Raw genomic sequence first — 12,725 nt, 5'->3', positions numbered from 1 at the left:
AACGGGTTTCCGAGCGGTATGGTCCACCATGCGATACGTGGGTCTCAATATGCGGCCGCCGCGCGTAGCGTGAGGGCTCTCCTGCGAGAACCACGAGAGCGGAAGGGGTGGGCCCGGCATGCCGGAAGCGCGCGAAACGGCCGTGTATACCCACGGGCACCACGAGTCGGTGCTGAGGTCGCACACCTGGCGGACCGCCGAGAACTCGTCGGCGTACCTCCTCGGGGTCCTGGAACCCCACATGCGGATCCTGGACATCGGGTGCGGACCCGGCACCATCACCGCCGGCCTGGCGGCGCTCGTCCCCGACGGGCACGTCACCGGTCTCGACCGCGAGCCGGGGATCCTGGAGCGGGCCCGGACGGTGGCCGTGGAGCGGGGACTGGCGAACGTCGGCTTCACGACGGGGGACGTGCACGCACTGGACTTCCCGGACGGCACGTTCTGCGTCGTCCACGCCCACCAGGTGCTCCAGCACGTGGGCGACCCGGTCCGTGCGCTGCGCGAGATGCGGCGGGTGACGAGACCGGGCGGGTTCGTCGCGGTACGGGACTCCGACTACGCGGCCATGACCTGGTACCCCGGGTCGGCGGGCATGGACCACTGGCTCGACCTGTACCGGCGGGTGGCCCGGGCCAACGGGGGCGAGCCGGACGCCGGGCGGCGCCTGAAGTCCTGGGCGCTGGCCGCCGGATTCACGGACATCACGGCGACCTCCGGCTCCTGGACCTTCTCGACCGCCGGGGAGCGGTCCTGGTGGAGCGGCCTGTGGGCGGACCGCACCGTGGCGTCCGCCTACGCCGAGCGGGCCGTCGAGGGGGGCCACGCCACCCGCGAGCGGTTGCGGGAGGTGTCCGCGGCGTGGCGGGAATGGGGCACGCGGGAGGACGGCTGGTTCAGCGTGCTGCACGGGGAAATTCTCTGCCGCAAGGAAGCCTGAATCGCGTTTTCCAGGACATCAGAACGGCAGGAGGTTCGACATCATGGTTCCCATTCTGCTCGTTCTGCTGTTGGCACTGATCCTTTTCGGTGCCGGGTTCGCGGTAAAGATCCTCTGGTGGATCGCCCTGGCCGTGCTCATCGTGTGGCTGCTGGGATTCTTCATGCGCAGCACCTCGGCAGGCGGGGGCAGAGGCCGCTGGTACCGCTGGTGAGGTGAAAAGAATTCCCCGGGACGCGGTCCCGGGGAATTCTTGTTTCCGGGAACCTCAGTCCCGGGGAAGCAGCGGTCCGAGCGGCCCGAGGTCCAGGTTCAGGTCCTCGGGCCGCAGTCCGTACCGGTCCCGCAGTTCCGCCATGCGGTCCTCGAGCAGCATCAGGGTGAGCCCGACCCGCTCCTCCTGCTCCTCGGTCAGGTCCCCCTCGTCGAACCGGCGCAGCGCCTGGCGTTCCATGAGCTGGCGCAGCAGTTCCACGACGGTGAGCACCAGTTTGATCAAATCGCGTTCGACCGTGTCCGGCTCCAGGTCGAGCCGCTTGCGCCGGCTGGCGTGCGGCTCGACCTGCCGGCCGTCGTCGGGGGCGGCCGTCACAGCGACCCCTCGAACGGCGAGGGGACCTGGGCGTTCACCGAGCTGATGAGCGCGTTGAGGTCGATACGGACCAGGTCGACGTCCGCGATGCGCAACGTGATGTCGCCCGTGATGACGACCCCGCCGGCCAGGAGCCGGTCGAGCAGATCCACCAGGGCTATCTCGCGGCGTTCGACGACGGTCACTGTCCCTCCTTCTCGCCCGTTTCCTCACCGGCGAACGAATAGGCCGCCCAGGGGCCGGTGAGTTCCACGCGTATTCCGGGGACCCCGTCCTTCGTCCGGTCCACCCGTTCCACGAATTCCTCGGATTCCGCGCGCGGCACGAGATACGCGGCATTGAGCACATTGCGTCCGGAGGCACCGGAGAGCGTGGGGTTCTGCGGAGCGTGCAGCCGGGAGTCCTCGGCGCTCTCGCACAGGGTCTCGTGCAGCCGGGTCGCGAAGGTCTCGGCCCGCTGCCAGAGGTCGTCCTGCGACTTGGTCCGCATGCGCCGCTGCCGCAGGTAGTCCCGGCCGGACGCCGGCTTGGGCGCGGGCGCGGCGGCCGCCTCGGGCGCCCGTTCCGCTTCCAGGTACACCTTGACGCCCCACTCGACCCGGCCTTCCAGCCGGTCGAGGGTGCGCAGGAAGCTCTCCTCCCGCGCCTCGATCATCGACCGCACACCGCTGTCGTCGCGGAACACGGTGCCGAGCCGCAGCGGCAGCGGGGTGGTGACGGTGGTGAGCGCGTCGATCACACCCTGGTGGGCGCGGGCGACCGCGGTCAGCCAGTCGAGGTCCTCGAGGTGGGCGCGCAGCGGGCCCTCGGCGAAGTCCGCCTCGGGAACGTGGCTGACCACCGCCACCAGGTCGTGGTGGGGCACCAGCCGGGGCGGATCGCCTCCCACCCCGGTCAACTGGGCCTGGAGCGGTGTGCCGAAGGGGCGGCAGACCGCGTAGACGTACCGCAGTCCTGTCACGGCCTCTCCTCCTGTGCGCGACGGGGCCCCAGCTCCAGTTCCTCCAGCCGGGCCAGCCGCTCCCGCAGCTCGGCGTTCTCCCTCGCCAGCTCGTCGCGACGGGCCCGCGAGGACAGCGCCGGGTCGGACTCCCACCAGTCGATCCCCATCTCCTTCGCCTTGTCGACGGAGGCGACGACCAGGCGCAGCTTGATGGTGAGCAGCTCGATGTCGAGCAGGTTGATGCGGATGTCACCCGCGATCACGACGCCCTTGTCGAGCACCCTTTCCAGGATGTCGGCGAGATTGGCGCCGCTGCCCTGGCCGTAGGGATCCGGGAGCCGGCTGGGGGTGGTCATCGGCGGCTCCGGCTCTCGGCGCGCTCGTCCTCGGGCTCGGGCTCGTACTCGTCCTCGACCTCGTCCTCGGGCTCGCCGGCCTCCGCCTCGTCCTCGGGCTCAGCGTCGGGCTCGTCGGCCTCCGCCTCGTCCTCCTCCTCCGGGTACTCGTCCTCCTCGTACTCGTCGGCGGGTTCCTCGTCCTCCCCGGGCTCCTGGTCCTCGGCCTCGGCCCCGGCCTCCTCGGATTCGTCCTCGTACTCGGGTTCCTCGTCCTCGCCGTGCTCATCCGCCGGGGATTCGTCCTCCTCGCCCTCCTCGGGCTCGCCGGACTCCGCTTCCTCCTCCTCCGCCAGCGCGTCCTCGTGGCTGCGGACGACCTCGCCGTCGCGGATCTCGCCGCGCCAGCTGTCCTCGGCCTCGCCCTTGAGGGTGATGAAGCGGGAGAAGTTCTTCAGGTCGAGCCGGGCGCGGCGGCCCTGGGCGCGCCAGATGTTGCCGGTCTTCTCGAAGAAGCCCGAGGGGTAGTACTCGATGACCAGCAGGACCCGGGTGAGGTTGTCGGCCAGGCGGTGGAAGGAGACGACGCCCCGCGTCGTGCCCTTGGCGCCCTCCGAGGACCAGGCGATGCGGTCGTCGGGGACCTGCTCGGTGGTCTTCGCCTTCCAGCTGCGGTTGGACCACCAGATCTTCGCCTGCCAGTCCGACGTGGTGTCGTCGGCCCTGCTGGCGCTCTTGACGCCCTTGGCGAAGGTGCTGAAGTCCTGGTACTGGGTCCACTGGTCGTAGGCCGTGCGCAACGGGACCCCGACGTCGATGTGCTCCATGATGACGGTGGGCTTGTTGCCGGACGAGCGCTTGCGCTTGCCCTTGCCGCCGCCCAGTCCCTTGAGCTTGCCCATCACGTTGTCCTTCGCCCGTGAGGCGCCGAGTTCGATGGCGCTGCGCAGCGGACCCTTGCCCTCGGCGATCTTGCGGCCGCCGTCGAGGGCGAGCTTGCCGAAGCCGGGGCTGTTGCCCTCGGCGATGTCGGTGAGCTTGTTGGTGGTCTCGCCTAGCTTGTTCCCGAGGCCGCTCAGCACGCGGGTGGCCTGGGCCGCGAGGTAGTCCTGCACCTCGGCCTTGAGCCGGTCGGCGGCCTCGCTGTGGGTGACGTCGGCGAGGGGGTTCTTCGATGCCCCTTTCGCACCGTCACGCGCGGCGGAGGTGGCCGATCCCAGGGTCTCGGTCATCGCTCACCGCCTCCCTTCGACGTGCGGGGACGGGATCCGCGGGAGGCGGCCGCGGTCTTCTTCGCGGCTGTCTTCTTCGCGGGAGCCGTCTTCTTGGCCGCGGCCTTCTTCGACGGCGCGGTCTTCTTCGACGGCGCGGTCTTCTTGGCGGCGGCGTTCTTGGCCGGCCGCTCGGGGGCGGGCTCCTCCTCGTGGTCCTCCTCGCCGTCCGGCTCGTGCTCCTCCTCCGGCGCCTCGTCGAGGTCCTCGTCCGTCTCCTCGTCCTTCGCCTCGTCCGTCTCCTCGTCCTGCGCGTCCCCCTCCTTCGGACCGGATCCGTTCAGCTGTGCGCGCATCTCGGCGGTACGGCCGTGCAGCCGGTCGGCGAGCGAGCCGAGCTGCCGCTCGACCAGCGCGCCGGAGGCCGCCTTGCCGACCCCGCGCAGTTCGCCGCGCAGCTGGTCGCCGAGCTCCTTGAACTGCGGGTTCTCACGCAGCTGCTGGGACACCAGCTCGCCGACCATGCGCGGGCTGAGGTTCAGCTTCTTGCCCGCCACCAGGCCGCCGACGGCGACCGCCATCTTGAGCTTCTTGGTCCGTCCGAGGAGATATCCGGCCCCGATCGCGAGGCCCAGTCCCATTCGATTCATTGTCGTGCCGTCCCGTCGCCTGTGCCCGCGCCTGTGCGCGTTGCGGTCTCCAACCGGTCGAGGAGTTCGTCCTCCTGCCGGTCGAACTCCTCCTCGGTGATCTCTCCGGCCTCCAGCAGTTCCTCCAGGCGGGCCAGCTCTGCGCGAATCGTGGCGGGGTCGTAGTAGATGCGCTCCGCCTCCTGGATCACCTGCCGGATGGCCCAGGAGGCGCCGCGTGCCGGTGCGAACGGCAGCAGCAGCACCTCCGAGATCAGGCCCATGACGTCACCCCGCTCCGGTGTCCGCTCCACCTGCCGCGGTGCCCGCCGGCTCGGCCGGCCCCGGTTCGACGAAGCTGTACGGAGGCAGCGGCCCGTTCAGGCGGACCTCGAGGTGGGGCATGTCCGAGCGGACCTGCTCCACCGCTGCCAGGAATTCCTCCGCCGTCTCCCGCTTCACCAGATAGGAGACGTTGGCGAGCCAGCCCGTGGACTCGGGGCCCACGCTCACGGCGTCGGCGGCACCTTCCAGCGCGCGCTCCAGGGCGGGGCCGTCCTCGGACTCCTTGGCCTTGACCGCCGCGGCGACCATCTCGCCGAGCCGGATCTTGTCGTCGTAACTACCGCCGCCGGACTGCCTGTTGGCCTCCGCAAGGGCCCGGATCTCCGGGTTGCCGGCCATGACGTGGTGCAGGACGGCTTCCTCGACGTGATTGGCCTTGACGTTGTACTCGACCCGGTCGTCCAGCGCGCGCAGCCGCTCCAGGTAGTGCTCGGCCCGCTCGGCGAGGACAGCGGTGACGGAGTCGTCGTCCGGGGCGACACTGCCGAACCGCATGGGCAGCACGCAGCCGGCCGCGCCGATCTCGCTGAGCACGTTCTGGTGGGCGAGCAGTTCCCTGCGCTTGGGACGCAGCCCCTCCGGCGCGTCGCTGACGACGGCGGCCAGGTCCCCCGCGCGCAGGATGCGCACCGGACGTGACGGATCGCCGACACCGCCCATGCCCTCGGGCAGTGACGGGTGCGAAGCCGCCGTGATGCCGTAGACGTAGGTGCTCACTCCTGCTCCTCCTTCCGCCGGGCGGCGGTGCTCTTGCGGGCCCGCGGACGGGACTCGGTCTCGCGCTCGGAATCACCCTCGCGTGCCTGCTTGAACGCGCCGGAGATGGTCTCGGCGGCACCGGACAGGGCGCCCTTGGACTTGCCCCGGGCACCGGACTCGGTGACCTCGCCGACGATCTCGGGCAGGCCCGGGCTCTTGCGGGGCCCGGCCTCGAGGTCGAGGCGGTTGCACGCCTCGGCGAAACGGAGATAGGTGTCGACGCTGGCGACGACGACACGCACATCGATCTTGAGAATCTCGATGCCGACCAGGGACACGCGCACGAATGCGTCGATGACGAGCCCCCTGTCCAGAACGAGCTCGAGCACGTCGTAGAGGCCGCTGCTGCCGCCCCCACCGCCGGTCTGCTGTGCCGGTACGACTGTCATGCCGGCTGTCCCTCCTTGTCTGTGTGTGATGTGAGTCCGACCGGGCGGCCTAGCGGCCGCCGGACCCGCGGGCGTCGGAACGTCCCCGTTCGTAGCGGCGGACCCGCCGGTAACCGGTGAGCTGCCCGTCCGGGTCCAGCTCCACCTGGTAGCTCGCCATCAGGCTCATCGTGTCGGGCACGCGCTCGAGTTCGAGGACCTCGACCTCCAGCGCCCAGCCCTCCTCCGTCTGCTCGAAGGACGACACGGACTCGGCTTCCATACCGGTGAGCTCCGCGAGCTGTCCGCGCGCCTGGCGCAGCACCTCCATCGGGCTCGGCCGCTTGGTGGTTCTGTTGTCTCCGGTCTGCTTGCGAGATGTCTGTGAGTTTCGGGCTTCCTGTGAACCCTGTGACTCTTCGGTGTTCTTCGTGTTCGTCATGGCCACCTCCCCCTCCGTGTGGCCGCAAGTCTGTTCGCCAAACCTCCGCGGGCTCACCCGATTGCCGCGGCCTGCCCGCTGCCCGATCGGCGTGGAGGGCCGCTCCGCTCAGCCCCGCAGCCCCGCCAGCCGGCGGCGCGCCGGGCCCGGGGCGCGCCCCGGCGCACCAGACCGGCACACGGGCCGGAGCGGGCCTGCTCGACCGCGTCGGCGACCGTCCGGCGGCGGGCGTGCAGGTCCGGATCGTCCAGCTGGTCCCAGGAGACGGGTACGGCGACGGGCGCGCCGGGCAGGGCGCGGACGGTGCGGGGGCGACCGCGGTCCGCGCGTAGGCGTTCCGGCCGGTGGATCTCCACCGAGCGGCGGCCTGCCCGTACGGTGCGCGGCCCGTCGTCGCTCACGACACGACCGCCTCCCCCACCAGCAGCCGGCCCGCCACGGCGATCGACTCCGCGTCGATGCCGGAGGCGCGCAGCTGCTCCCGCGGGGAAGCCGAACCCGGCATGTTCCGCACGGCCAGCCGCACCAGGCGCGGTACGGGGCGACCGTCGCCGAAGGCCTCCGCGACCGCGTCCCCGAGGCCGCCCTCCGGGTGGTGGTCCTCCACGGTGATCAGGCAGCCGGTCTCCTCGGCGGCCGTGCGCAGGGTCTCCCGGTCGACCGGCTTCACCGAGTACAGGTCGATCACCCGTACGGCGATGCCCTCGCGATCCAGGGCGTCCGCGGCGGCCAGCGCCTCGGGCACGGTGACGCCCGCGGCGACGAGGGTGAGCCGGTCGCGTCCCGAGGAGCGCAGCACCTTGCTGCCGCCGACCGGGAACTCCTCATCCGGGCCGTAGACGACCGGGCTCTCGCCGCGTGAGGTGCGCAGGTAACGGATGCCGTCCAGGCCGGCCATCGCGGCGACCAGCCGTGCGGTCTGGTTGGCGTCGCACGGGTACAGCACGGTCGAGCCGTGCACCGCGCGCATCATCGCCAGGTCCTCCAGGCCCATCTGGCTGGGACCGTCCTGGCCGATGGCGACGCCCGCGTGCGAGCCGACGAGATTGATGCCGGAGCCGCTGACCGCCGCCATGCGGATGAAGTCGTGGGCGCGGGTGAGGAAGGCCGCGAAGGTGGAGGCGTACGGCGTCCAGCCGCGCGCCGCGACGCCCACCGCCGCCGCGACCATCTGCTGCTCGGCGATGTAGCACTCGATGTACCGCCCGGGGTGCTCCTTGGCGAAGAACTCCGCGCGGGTGGAGTCGCCGACCTCCCCGTCGAGTGCGACGACGTCGCCGCGGGCGGTGCCGAGCGCGGCCAGCGCCTCGCCGAAGGCGTTGCGGGTGGCCACCTCGTCACCCTTGTCCCAGCGGGGCAGGACGGGTTCCCCGGTGTGCCGGGCCGGCGGTGCTCCGTCGGAGGACGGCGGGCGCGCCGGGATGCGCAGGTCGCGCGGGCCGCCGAGTTCGGCGACGGCGTCCTCGGCCTCCGGCAGCGGCTTGCCGTGCAGGCCCTCGCGGTCCTCGGCCGACTCGACGCCCTTGCCCTTCAGGGTGCGGGCGAGGATCGCGGTGGGCTGGCCCCGGGTGGAGAGCGCCTCTCCGTAGGCGCGGTCGACGGCGTCCACGTCGTGGCCGTCCACCTCGACGGTGTGCCAGCCGAAGGCCTGGAAGCGGCGGGCGTAGGCGTCGAGGTCGTGGCCGTGCCGGGTGGGGCCGCGCTGGCCGAGCCGGTTGACGTCCACGATCGCCGTGAGGTTGTCCAGGTGCTCGTACGCGGCCTGCTCGGCCGCCTCCCACACCGAGCCCTCGGCCAGCTCGCTGTCGCCGCACAGCACCCACACGCGGTAGTCGGCGTGGTCCAGCCGCCTCCCGGCCAGCGCGATGCCGACGCCGACGGGCAGACCCTGGCCGAGCGAGCCGGTGGCCGTCTCGACCCAGGGCAGCTGTCGCGGGGTCGGGTGCCCCTCCAGGCGGCTGCCGTCGTCGCGGAAGGTGAGCAGTTCCTCGTCGTCGATCGCGCCGGCCGCCTTGAGGGTGGCGTACATCAGAGGGGAGGCGTGGCCCTTGGAGAGGACGAAGCGGTCGTTGGCCGGATGCTCGGGGCGCTGGAAGTCGTAGGCGAAGTGGCGGGCGAACAGGACGGCCATCAGATCCGCCGCGGACATCGACGACGTGGGGTGCCCGGAGCCCGCCGCGGCCGCGGCCCGGACACTGTCCACGCGCAACTGCTGCCCGAGCTCGACGAGTTCGCCGGTGTTCATGAGTCTCCTTCGGTGGGTCGGTCGGTGCGCCTGACGGGTCCGGGAGCGACATCGGGACCGGGCGGCGGCTGGTCGGGCGGCGGCGTCACGGCGGGCTGGTTCTTCGCGGGCTCCCCACCGGGCTGGTTCCTCGCCGGCTCCCCACCGGGCTGGTTCCTCGCCGGCTCACCGCCAGGCTGATTCTTCGCAGGCTCACCGCCAGGCTGATTCTTCGCAGGCTCACCGCCAGGCTGGTTCCTCGCAGGCTCACCGCCAGGCTGATTCTTCGCCGGTTCACCGCCGGGCTGGTTCCTCGCAGGCTCGCTGCCCGGACCGCCCTTCCCGGGTTCCGCACCCGCGTCCGGCCCGCCGGGCGCCGACGGCCGGGTCCGCTCCGGCATGCCGGGGACCCGGGCCAGTTCCGGGGACGCCGTGTCCAGCGGCACCGACCAGGACCGTACGAGCCCCAACTGGACCGCCTGACGCGGCAGTACGGCGTCGAGCAGCCAGTCGGCGGCCACCCGCACGCGGTTGCCCGGCATCGCGGCGAGGTGGTAGCCGCGGGTGACCGCTCCCGCCGCGATCCCGGACAGGTTCACGCCGAGCGGGTTGGCCGCGGCCTTGACGCCGCCCAGGTCCACCACGAACCCCATGTCCTTGTGGCGGTAGGCGCGCCGCTCACCGTCGCCGAACGACGCGGCGATGTTGTGCCCGCACACCTTGCCCTGTCGCCAGGCGTGCTGCGCGGTCATCGGGGTGTACGACCCCGGCTTCTCCAGATCGGGCACCGCCGCCGCGTCACCGCAGGCGAACACCTCCGGCCGGCCCGGCACCTGCAGGTGCGGGTCTACGAGCAGCCTGCCGCGCTCCATGGGCAGCCCGAGCGACTCGGCGAGCGGGTCGGGGCGCACGCCCACGCACCACACGAGGGTCTGCGTGTCCACGAACTCCCCGTCGGTCAGGAGCACCCCGTCGTGCGTGGCCTCCTTCACCGAGGTGCCCATCCGTACGTCCACGCCCCGCTCGCGCAGGACCGTGTCGGCCGTGCGGGAGAGCCGTTCGTCCAGCTCGGGCAGGACCCGGTCGGCGATGTCCAGCAGGATCCAGCGCGGCCGCATCCCGGTCCGCATGGGGTGCCTGCTGACCTGCGAGTCGGTGAACAGCTGCCCGTGCGCGGCGACTTCGGTGCCGGTGTAGCCGGCGCCGACGACGACGAAGGTGCAGCGGGAGGCGCAGCGCTTGGGGTCGTCGGTGGTGGCGGCGAGCTCCACCTGCCGGGTCACGTGGTCGCGCAGGTAGAGGGCTTCGGGCAGGCCGCGGAAGCCGTGGGCGTGCTCGGCGACACCGGGGATCGGCAACAGCTTGTTGACGCTGCCGGCGGCGAGCACCAGCCGGTCGTAGGAGAGGGTGCCGCTCTCGCCCTCGGGCCCGGTGTAGTGCACCTGCCGTGCGTCGAGGTCGATGCGGTCGGACTCCCCCAGCACGAGCTTCACGTGCGGCAGCGTGCCGGAGAGGGAGACGGTGACCCGGCGCGGCTCCAGGATGCCCGCCGCGACCTGGGGCAGCAGCGGAAGGTACAGGAAGTAGTCGGTCGGATTGAGCAGGACGATCTCGGCGCGGCCACGGGCCAGCCGGGACAGGGTCTGGGCCGTGCGGTACCCGGCGAAGCCGGCACCGACGATCACTATGCGGGGTCGACTCACGGTTCGCCTCCGGCGCTGTCGCGTACGTCGGGAGACTTCCGCGTCCCCCCGGCCGGGGCCGCCAAACGTCCGGCCGGTTTCCGCCCGGCCCCCCGGGTACCCGGCCCGGGACCCGAACCGCCCATGTCGCGGAGGCACCCCCCATGCCCCAGTACGGTTACTTCCTCTCGTGCGAGCAGTACGGTCCCGCCGAGCTGATCGAGCAGGCGCGGATGGCCGAGCAGGCCGGGTTCCAGGCCCTGTGGATCTCGGACCACTACCACCCGTGGAACGACGAACAGGGGCAGAGTCCCTTCGTGTGGTCGGTGATCGGCGCGCTGTCCGAGGCGGTGTCCCTGCCGGTGGGCACGGCGGTGACCTGCCCCACCGTGCGGACGCACCCGGCGGTGGTGGCGCAGGCCGCGGCCACGAGCGCGGTCATGGCGCCGGGGGAGTTCCGGCTCGGCGTGGGCACGGGCGAGGCACTGAACGAGCACATCCTGGGGGACGCCTGGCCACCCGCGCACGTACGGCTGGAGATGCTGGAGGAGGCGATCCAGGTGATGCGCCGGCTGTTCACCGGCGAGGAGGTCAACCACCACGGCGCGCACTACACGGTGGAGAACGCCCGCCTGTACACCCTCCCGGACCAGCCCGTGCCCATCGACATCTCCGGCTTCGGCCCGGCGGCGACCAAGCTGGCGGCCCGGGTCGGCGACGGCTACATCACGATGATGCCGGACGACTCGATGGTGGAGCAGTACCGCAAGGGCGGGGGCGGCGGGAAACCGGTCAGCGGCGGCACCAAGGTCTGCTACGGCACCGACCGTGACGACTGCGTGCGCACCGTGCACCGGCTCTGGGCGAACGAGCAACTGCCCGGCGAGCTGGGGCAGGTGCTGCCCTCGCCGAGGCACTTCGAGCAGGCGCAGACCCTGGTCACCGAGGACATGGTGCGCGAGAACCGGGTGTGCGGCGACGACGTGGACGAGCATGTCGCCGAGCTCCGGCAGTTCGCCGACGCGGGGTTCGACCGGATCTACGTCAACCAGATCGGCCCCGATCTGCGCGGCTTCTTCGACTTCTACCGCACCAAGGTCCTGCCGCAGCTCCAGCAGGCCGGCTGAGTCCCGGGAGGACGGACCGACGATGAGACTGCACCGACCCGTTGCCTCCGTCTACACCGTGCCGACCGACGCCCCCGAGGCGGACGGGACGCTGGCCTGGGAGTCCACGACGTCCGTGATCGCCGAGGTGTCGGCCGGTGACGCGACCGGCACCGGATGGACGTACGGTCCCGCGGCGGTCGGCGACTTCCTGACCGGGCATCTCGCGCCGCTCGTGGAGGGCATGAGCGCCCTGGACATCCCGGCCGTGCACGAGGCGATGTGCCGCTCGGTCCGCGACATCGGCCGGCCGGGCATCGCGGCCTGTGCGATCTCGGCGCTGGACATCGCGCTGTGGGACCTCAAGGCGCGGCTGCTGGAACTGCCTCTGGTGCGGCTGCTTGGGGCACGCCGGGAGCGGGTGCCGGTGTACGGCAGCGGGGGCTTCACGACCTACCACGACACGCACACGGCGGCGCAGCTCAACGGGTGGGTGCACGGGCAGCACATACCGCGCGTGAAGATCAGGATCGGTGAGGGCTGGGGGCGGGAGGTCACCCGTGACCTGCACCGGGTGCGGGCCGCCCGGCATGTCGTCGGGGAGCACGCCGAGCTCTACGTGGACGCGGGCGGCGCGTACACCCGCAAGCAGGCGGTGCGGGTCGGGCACACGCTCGCCGAGTACGGGGTGGGCTGGTTCGGGGAGCCGGTGTCCTCGGACGACCTGACCGGGCTGCGGCTGGTCCGCGACGCCGTGGTGAGTGACGTGGCCGCCGGGGGGCACGGCTCCGACCCGCCGTACTTCGCCCGCGTGATCACGGCCGGGGCGGTGGACTGCCTCCAGGTGGACGCGACGCGCTGCGGCGGCATCACCGGTTTCCTGCACGCGGCGGCGCTGGCGGAGGCGCACGGCCTGGAGGTCTCCGCGCACCACGCCCCGCACGCCCACGCGGCGGTGGCGGCCACGGTCCCGAACCTGCGGCACGTCGAGTGGTTCCACGACCACGTCCGGGTCGAGGACATGTTCTTCGACGGCGCCCTGGACCCCACGGGCGGCACGGTCGGCCCGGTCGGGGGCCCCGGCCACGGTCTGACCCTGCGGACGGAGGACGTCGCGGAGTACAGGGTGGGCTGACCGGCCGTGCGGAC

General features: G+C 71.9%; 16 protein-coding genes and 1 pseudogene. 4 read left to right on the top strand and 13 right to left on the bottom strand.

Going from position 1 to position 12,725, the window contains the following annotated elements; translation table 11 throughout:
- Positions 1-118 precede the first annotated feature (118 nt).
- Together F1615_RS22745 and F1615_RS22740 are read left to right on the top strand one after the other, a co-directional pair.
- Positions 119-940 (top strand): methyltransferase domain-containing protein, encoded by an 822-nt coding sequence (locus tag F1615_RS22745; protein WP_149550898.1) that lies wholly within the window; start codon positions 119-121, stop codon positions 938-940.
- A gap of 43 nt (positions 941-983) precedes the next feature.
- Positions 984-1,154 carry a hydrophobic protein gene (locus F1615_RS22740; protein ID WP_149550897.1) on the top strand — a complete coding sequence of 57 codons (171 nt, stop codon included), beginning with the start codon at positions 984-986 and terminating at the stop codon, positions 1,152-1,154.
- Between the two features lie 54 nt (positions 1,155-1,208).
- Here the strand turns inward: F1615_RS22740 and F1615_RS22735 are convergent, their stop codons facing one another.
- The 13 genes and pseudogenes from F1615_RS22735 to F1615_RS22675 form a co-directional block, all read right to left on the bottom strand.
- A complete protein-coding gene (locus F1615_RS22735) occupies positions 1,209-1,532 on the bottom strand; it encodes a gas vesicle protein K (protein ID WP_149550896.1) in 324 nt (107 codons plus the stop codon).
- Positions 1,529-1,717, bottom strand: coding sequence for a gas vesicle protein (locus F1615_RS22730; protein ID WP_149550895.1), 189 nt, complete (start codon positions 1,715-1,717; stop codon positions 1,529-1,531). The genes F1615_RS22735 and F1615_RS22730 overlap by 4 nt, the downstream gene beginning before the upstream one ends.
- Positions 1,714-2,493 carry a GvpL/GvpF family gas vesicle protein gene (locus F1615_RS22725; RefSeq protein ID WP_149550894.1) on the bottom strand — a complete coding sequence of 260 codons (780 nt, stop codon included), beginning with the start codon at positions 2,491-2,493 and terminating at the stop codon, positions 1,714-1,716. The genes F1615_RS22730 and F1615_RS22725 overlap by 4 nt, the downstream gene beginning before the upstream one ends.
- Positions 2,490-2,831, bottom strand: coding sequence for a gas vesicle protein (locus tag F1615_RS22720; protein ID WP_149550893.1), 342 nt, complete (start codon positions 2,829-2,831; stop codon positions 2,490-2,492). Before F1615_RS22720 ends, F1615_RS22725 begins: the two co-directional genes overlap by 4 nt.
- Complete coding sequence (locus F1615_RS22715; protein ID WP_149550892.1) at positions 2,828-4,042, bottom strand: SRPBCC family protein; 1,215 nt, start codon at positions 4,040-4,042, stop codon at positions 2,828-2,830. Before F1615_RS22715 ends, F1615_RS22720 begins: the two co-directional genes overlap by 4 nt.
- Positions 4,039-4,671 (bottom strand): DNA primase, encoded by a 633-nt coding sequence (locus F1615_RS22710; protein ID WP_149550891.1) that lies wholly within the window; start codon positions 4,669-4,671, stop codon positions 4,039-4,041. Before F1615_RS22710 ends, F1615_RS22715 begins: the two co-directional genes overlap by 4 nt.
- Positions 4,668-4,934, bottom strand: coding sequence for a gas vesicle protein GvpG (locus F1615_RS22705; protein ID WP_149550890.1), 267 nt, complete (start codon positions 4,932-4,934; stop codon positions 4,668-4,670). The genes F1615_RS22710 and F1615_RS22705 overlap by 4 nt, the downstream gene beginning before the upstream one ends.
- Positions 4,935-4,938: 4 nt before the next feature.
- Complete coding sequence (locus tag F1615_RS22700; protein WP_149550889.1) at positions 4,939-5,712, bottom strand: GvpL/GvpF family gas vesicle protein; 774 nt, start codon at positions 5,710-5,712, stop codon at positions 4,939-4,941.
- Positions 5,709-6,143: a gas vesicle structural protein GvpA gene (locus F1615_RS22695; protein ID WP_149550888.1), complete on the bottom strand. Its 435-nt coding sequence runs from the start codon at positions 6,141-6,143 to the stop codon at positions 5,709-5,711. The genes F1615_RS22700 and F1615_RS22695 overlap by 4 nt, the downstream gene beginning before the upstream one ends.
- 49 nt (positions 6,144-6,192) lie before the next feature.
- On the bottom strand, positions 6,193-6,564 hold the full coding sequence (locus F1615_RS22690) for a gas vesicle protein (protein ID WP_149550887.1): 372 nt from the start codon (positions 6,562-6,564) through the stop codon (positions 6,193-6,195).
- A gap of 108 nt (positions 6,565-6,672) precedes the next feature.
- A pseudogene (locus F1615_RS22685) lies at positions 6,673-6,904 on the bottom strand (non-homologous end-joining DNA ligase); the annotation flags it as partial.
- 57 nt (positions 6,905-6,961) lie between these two features.
- Complete coding sequence (locus tag F1615_RS22680) at positions 6,962-8,809, bottom strand: transketolase (RefSeq protein ID WP_149550886.1); 1,848 nt, start codon at positions 8,807-8,809, stop codon at positions 6,962-6,964.
- Positions 8,806-10,491, bottom strand: a complete 1,686-nt coding sequence (locus F1615_RS22675; RefSeq protein ID WP_149550885.1) for an NAD(P)/FAD-dependent oxidoreductase — start codon at positions 10,489-10,491, stop codon at positions 8,806-8,808. Before F1615_RS22675 ends, F1615_RS22680 begins: the two co-directional genes overlap by 4 nt.
- Before the next feature lie 143 nt (positions 10,492-10,634).
- Between F1615_RS22675 and F1615_RS22670 the strand changes: the two genes are divergently transcribed.
- Both F1615_RS22670 and F1615_RS22665 read left to right on the top strand, forming a co-directional pair.
- Entirely contained in the window at positions 10,635-11,597 is a 963-nt protein-coding gene (locus F1615_RS22670; protein WP_149550884.1) for an LLM class F420-dependent oxidoreductase, read from the top strand.
- Positions 11,598-11,619: 22 nt separating this feature from the next.
- Complete coding sequence (locus F1615_RS22665; protein ID WP_149550883.1) at positions 11,620-12,711, top strand: enolase C-terminal domain-like protein; 1,092 nt, start codon at positions 11,620-11,622, stop codon at positions 12,709-12,711.
- The last annotated feature ends 14 nt before the right edge of the window (positions 12,712-12,725 follow it).

The organism is Streptomyces marokkonensis (assembly GCF_008312835.1).
Taxonomy (GTDB): Bacteria; Actinomycetota; Actinomycetes; order Streptomycetales; family Streptomycetaceae; genus Streptomyces; species Streptomyces marokkonensis_A.
This window is presented reverse-complemented; position numbering and strand designations above follow the sequence as displayed.